Genomic DNA, 6145 nt, shown 5'->3' on the forward strand with positions numbered 1-6145 from the left:
GATCGCTTTTATCCTTTTGTGCAAAGTTGACCAAAGCCTCAGAATCGCCCTTCGTTGATCACCCCAGGAAAAGGACTGCCCCCATGCACGTCGCGCCCACCACAGAACTCAAGGCTTTGCTGCGCCTGGCCGGGCCGCTGATCGCCTCGCAGTTGGCGCACATGCTGATGGTGCTGACCGATACCCTGATGATGGCCCGCATCAGCCCGCAAGCCCTGGCTGGCGGCGGCCTGGGCGCGGCGAGCTACTCGTTCGTGTCGATCTTCTGCCTTGGCGTGATCGCTGCGGTCGGTACCCTGGTGGCCATTCGCAAGGGCGCCAACGACATCGAGGGCGCCACCCGCCTGGCGCAAGGTGGCCTGTGGCTGGCCTGGGGCCTGGCGCTGTTCGCTGCGCTGGTGCTGTGGAACCTTGAGCCGGTACTGCTGCTGTTCGGGCAAAAGCCCGAGAACGTTGCCTCGGCCGCCGAATTCCTCACCCTGCTGCCACTGGCCCTGCCCGGCTACCTGACCTTCATGGCCTTGCGCGGCTTCACCAGCGCGCTGGGCCGCTCGACCCCGGTGATGGTCATCAGCCTGGTCGGCACGGTGCTCAACTACCTGTTCAACGTGGCGTTGATCGAAGGCATGTTCGGCCTGCCCAAGCTTGGCCTGATGGGCATCGGCCTGGTCACTGCGGTGGTGTCGATGGGCATGGCCATTGCCTTGGCGCTGTATATCCGCTGGCACCCGGCCTATGCCGCCTACCCACTGCGCAAGGGCCTGTCGCGCCCTTCGCTGCCGGCCCTGCGCGAGCTGTGGCGGCTGGGCCTGCCGATTGGCGGCACCTACATGGTGGAAGTCGGCCTGTTCGCCTTCGCCGCGCTGTGCATGGGCGTGCTGGGCAGTACAGAGCTGGCGGCGCACCAGATCGCCCTGCAGATCGTCTCCACGGCGTTCATGGTGCCGACCGGGTTGTCGTATGCGGTGACCATGCGCGTGGGGCTGTACTACGGCGCCGGCAACCTGCTGGCGGCGCGCAGTGCCGGGCGGGTGGGCATCGGCTTCGGGGCGATGATCATGTTTGCCTTCGCCGCGTTGTTCTGGCTGCTGCCCGATGCGCTGGTGGGGCTGTTCATTGACCGTGACGACCCGGCTTTTGCGGCGATCTTCCAGCTGGCGGTGCAGTTGCTGATGGTGGCTGCGTGGTTCGAGCTGTTCGATGGCATGCAGACGATCGCGATGGGCTCGATCCGTGGGCTGAAGGATGCCAAGACCACCTTCCTGATCGGCCTGGTGTGCTACTGGCTGGTGGGGGCGCCGAGCGCCTGGCTGTTCACCTTTACCCTGGGCGGTGGCGCGGTCGGGGTGTGGTGGGGGCTGGCGTTGGGGCTGGCGTGTGCGGCGGTGGCACTGACCTTTGGCTTTGAGTGGCGGATGAAGCGGCTTTTGGGCAAGACAGGGGGTAGTCGAGAGGCTACCGCCTCGGCCTGACTCAAGGGCCTATTCGCGGGCACGCCCGCTCCCACAGGTACAGACACGGACACTGTGGGAGCGGGCGTGCCCGCGAAAGGGCCCTAACGGGCAGCCTCCAACTGGCAGCCGGCCGCCTGCAGCAAGAACTCCATCAACTCCCCCACCGGCAGCGGCTTGCTGACCAGGAAGCCTTGAACCTGGTCACAGCCAAACCCGCGCAGCAACGCCATCTGCTCTTCGCTCTCCACCCCTTCGGCCACCACCTCCAGGTTGAGGTTGTGCGCCAGGTTGATCATGGCGTGCACCAGCTTGCGGTTCTCCTCGCGCATTTCCATTTCCGCGACAAAGCTGCGGTCCACCTTGAGCAAGGTGATCGGCAGGCTGTTGAGGTGCACGAACGAAGAGAACCCGGTACCGAAATCATCGAGCGAAAAGCGCACGCCCAGGCGCCCCAGGGCGTCCATGGTCTGGCGCACCAGTTCGTTGCGGCGCATCACCGCCGTTTCGGTCAGTTCGAACTCCAGCCAGCGGGCATCAACGCCATGTTCGAGAATCAGGCGGCTCAAGGTCGCCAGCAACTGGCTGTCCTGGAACTGGCGGAAGCTCAGGTTGACCGCCATGTGCAGCGGCTCCAGGCCGCGCTCGCACAGCGCCTGCATGTCGCGCAGGGCACGGGAAATCACCCAGTAGCCCAGCGGCACGATCAGGCCGCTCTGCTCGGCCAGCGGCACGAACTCGCTGGGCGGCAACAGGCCGCGCTCGGCATGCCGCCAGCGCACCAGCGCCTCGAGGCCGACGATGCGCCCGTCGGCCAGGTTCAACCGCGGCTGGTAATGCAGCTCCAGCTCGTCCCGGCGCAGGGCGCGGCGCAGTTCGCTTTCCAGGTCGGCAAGGCTGCGGGCGTTGCGGTTGATGCGTTCGTTGAACACATGGAAAGTGCAACCCTGGCTGCCCTTGGCCTGGCGCATGGCGATGTGCGCGTGCCACATCAGCGGGTCGGCACCACCCTGGGCGCGGGCATGGGCCAGGCCCAGGCTGCAGCCCAGCAGCAGGCTTTCGCCGTCGATCCAGTAGGGTTCGGCCAACGCCTCGACAATCCGCTCGGCAATCGATTCGGCACGATTGGGGTCGCGTCGGGTGTCGATCAGCAGGGCGAACTCGTCGCTGCCCAGGCGCGCCAGCTGGTCACCCGCCTCCAGTTGCTGTTTCAGGCGCGCCACCACCTGCAGGATCAGGCGGTCGCCACTCTGGTGGCCGAGCGCGTCGTTGACGTGGCGGAAGTTGTCCAGGTCCAGGTGGCCGAGGGCAAGGCCACGGCCGTCGTTCTCGGCCAGCCGCGCGGTCAGCAAGGCCTGGAAACCCTGGCGGTTGGCGATGCCGGTCAGCGGGTCCTGCTCGGCCAGGCGCTGCAGGGTGGCCACCAGCACGCCGCGCTCGCGCACATGGCGCAACGAGCGGCGCAATGTGTCGACATTGAGCTGGTCACGCACCAGCCAGTCGCTGACAGCGGTAGGCGCTACCTGGGGCTCGTGGTCGAGCAGCAGGATGGTCGGCAACTCGCAGCGCCCGGGCGCGGGCTGCAGGGCCGGGGTTGCCAGCACGATAGCCTGACGGTCCTGGTTGAACAGGCTGTCGACCGACTCCCAGTTCGGCGCCGTCAGCAGTACGGCGCTGCCACCCAGTGCGGGCGTGCACTCGCGTAGCAGCGCACCCCATTCCGGCTCATCGGCCAACAGCAGCAAACGCAATGGTTCGACAGGCGTGGACAAGCGGGCTCCTTAGGGCTTCACGGTGCAACGGAAACTGCCAGGTATGCTACTGCATTAATGAAAATGATTTTCAATTTAATACATGTTTTTACCGGTGTAGCATCCCGACGTATTTTGTCGTGCATCCTGCGCGAAACTGCGCCAGCCGGCAAATCCCGTTTACATATTTGACTCAGACGTCAGACGGTCGCGCCACAAACGCCCCATGCCTGTTAGAATGCGCGGCTATTTTCTGGCGACCCCCGGTTTCTAGCATGTCCCGACTCAATCCCCGGCAGCAGGAAGCCCGTGACTATGTCGGCGGCCCTCTTTTGGTGCTCGCCGGTGCAGGCTCGGGCAAGACCAGCGTGATCACGCGCAAGATTGCCCACCTCATCCAGAACTGCGGCATCCGTGCCCAGTACATCGTGGCGATGACCTTCACCAACAAGGCCGCGCGCGAGATGAAGGAGCGGGTCGGCACCCTGCTGCGCCCGGGGGAAGGCCGTGGCCTGACGGTGTGCACGTTCCACAACCTGGGCCTGAACATCATCCGCAGGGAGCACGAGCGCCTGGGCTACAAGCCGGGTTTCTCGATCTTCGACGAGTCCGACATCAAGGCGTTGCTGTCGGACATCATGCAGAAGGAATACTCCGGCGACGACGGCATCGACGAGATCAAGAACATGATCGGTGCCTGGAAGAACGACCTGATCCTGCCCGCCGAAGCCCTGGAGAAGGCGCGCAACCCGCGCGAGCAGACCGCAGCCATCGTCTACACCCACTACCAGCGCACGCTCAAGGCGTTCAACGCGGTGGACTTCGACGACCTGATCCTGCTGCCGGTCAAGCTGTTCCAGGAACACCCCGATGTGCTGGAGCGTTGGCAGAACCGCGTGCGCTACCTGCTGGTGGACGAATACCAGGACACCAACGCCAGCCAGTACCTGCTGGTGAAGATGCTGATCGGCATGCGCAACCAGTTCACCGTGGTAGGCGACGACGACCAGTCGATCTACGCCTGGCGTGGCGCCCGGCCGGAAAACCTGATGCTGCTCAAGGAGGACTACCCCTCCCTGAAAGTGGTGATGCTGGAGCAGAACTACCGCTCCACCAGCCGCATCCTGCGCTGCGCCAACGTGCTGATCGCAAACAACCCGCACGCGTTCGAGAAGCAGCTGTGGAGCGAGATGGGCGTGGGCGACGAGATCCGCGTCATCCGCTGCAAGAACGAGGAAGCCGAGGCCGAACGCGTGGCCATGGAAATCCTCACCCTGCACCTGCGCACCAACCGCCCGTACAGCGACTTTGCCATCCTCTACCGCGGCAACTACCAGGCCAAGCTGATCGAACTGAAGCTGCAGCACCACCAGGTGCCGTATCGCCTGTCGGGCGGCAACAGCTTCTTCGGCCGCCAGGAGGTCAAGGACCTGATGGCCTACCTGCGCCTGCTGGTGAACCCGGACGATGACAACGCCTACCTGCGGGTGATCAACGTACCGCGCCGCGAAATCGGCTCCACCACCCTGGAAAAGCTCGGCAATTACGCCACCGAGCGCGGTATTTCGATGTACGCCGCCAGCGAGGAGCTTGGCCTGGGCGAGCATCTGGACGCCCGCTATACCGAGCGCTTGCAGCGCTTCAAGCATTGGCTGGACGGGGTGCGCCACAAGGTTGCCCTGGAAGACCCGATTGCCGCGCTGCACGAGATGATCCGCGATATCGACTACGAGAACTGGATCCGCCAGCAGACCGCCAGCGACAAGGCTGCCGAGTTCCGCATCAGCAACGTCTGGTTCCTGGTCGAAGCGCTGAAGAACACCCTCGAGAAGGACGAAGAGGGTGACATGACCATCGAAGACGCCATCGGCAAGCTGGTGCTGCGCGACATGCTCGAGCGCCAGCAGGAAGAGGAAGAGAACGCCGAAGGTGTGCAGATGATGACCCTGCATGCCTCCAAGGGCCTGGAATTCCCCTACGTGTTCATCATGGGCATGGAAGAGGAAATCCTCCCGCACCGCTCCAGCATCGAGGCCGACACCATCGAAGAGGAACGCCGCCTGGCCTACGTGGGCATCACCCGCGCGCGCCAGACCCTGGCCTTCACCTTCGCCGCCAAGCGCAAGCAGTACGGTGAAATCATCGACTGCACGCCCAGCCGGTTCCTCGACGAACTGCCACCGGACGACCTGGCCTGGGAAGGCCTGGACGATGCGCCGGTCGAGGTAAAGGCCGCACGGGGCAACAATGCCCTGGCCGATATCCGGGCAATGCTCAAACGCTGATCAACCATTACTCTTTAACTTTGCCGCTATTTGCGGCCACCTTTGCTACATCGAGGAAAACAAAGTGGAAGCACTGCATCAGAAGATTCGCGAAGAAGGCATCGTGCTTTCCGACCAGGTTCTCAAAGTCGACGCGTTTCTCAACCACCAGATCGATCCGGCGCTGATGCAGCTGATCGGTGACGAGTTCGCCCGCCTGTTCGCCGACGCGGGCGTGACCAAGATCGTCACCATCGAAGCCTCGGGCATTGCCCCGGCGGTGATGACTGGCCTGAAGCTGGGCGTGCCGGTGATCTTCGCCCGCAAGCACCAGTCGCTGACCCTGACCGAGAACCTGCTGACCGCCTCGGTGTATTCCTTCACCAAGCAGACCGAGAACACCGTGGCCATCTCGCCGCGTCACCTCAACAGCAGCGACCGCGTGCTGGTGATCGACGACTTCCTGGCCAACGGCAAGGCGTCGCAGGCCCTGATCTCGATCATCAAGCAGGCCGGCGCCACCGTGGCCGGCCTGGGTATCGTGATCGAAAAGTCGTTCCAGGGCGGCCGTGCCGAGCTGGACAGCCAGGGCTATCGCGTCGAGTCGCTGGCCCGGGTGAAGTCGCTGGAAGGTGGTGTGGTTACCTTCATCGAGTAATCGCGGCGCCTGCTTCGCGGG

The 6145-nt window shown here is 64.1% G+C and carries 4 protein-coding genes; 3 read left to right on the forward strand and 1 reads right to left on the reverse strand.

What is annotated here, in order from left to right; genetic code table 11:
- Positions 1-83: 83 nt before the first annotated feature.
- Positions 84-1472, forward strand: coding sequence for a NorM family multidrug efflux MATE transporter (locus tag B2790_RS02185; protein WP_286918155.1), 1389 nt, complete (start codon positions 84-86; stop codon positions 1470-1472).
- 83 nt (positions 1473-1555) lie between these two features.
- Here the strand turns inward: B2790_RS02185 and B2790_RS02190 are convergent, their stop codons facing one another.
- The gene (locus B2790_RS02190; protein ID WP_286918156.1) at positions 1556-3223 is read right to left on the reverse strand and encodes a putative bifunctional diguanylate cyclase/phosphodiesterase; all 1668 of its coding nucleotides are present in this window, start codon (positions 3221-3223) and stop codon (positions 1556-1558) included.
- Positions 3224-3477: 254 nt separating this feature from the next.
- On the opposite strand from B2790_RS02190, the gene rep reads away from it, so the two are divergent.
- The gene (rep, locus tag B2790_RS02195) at positions 3478-5487 is read left to right on the forward strand and encodes a DNA helicase Rep (RefSeq protein ID WP_025341098.1); all 2010 of its coding nucleotides are present in this window, start codon (positions 3478-3480) and stop codon (positions 5485-5487) included.
- 64 nt (positions 5488-5551) lie between these two features.
- Positions 5552-6124 (forward strand): xanthine phosphoribosyltransferase, encoded by a 573-nt coding sequence (locus B2790_RS02200; protein WP_009683322.1) that lies wholly within the window; start codon positions 5552-5554, stop codon positions 6122-6124.
- The last annotated feature ends 21 nt before the right edge of the window (positions 6125-6145 follow it).

This window comes from Pseudomonas sp. UBA6753, from assembly GCF_002453565.1.
GTDB lineage: Bacteria > Pseudomonadota > Gammaproteobacteria > Pseudomonadales > Pseudomonadaceae > Aquipseudomonas > Aquipseudomonas putida_Z.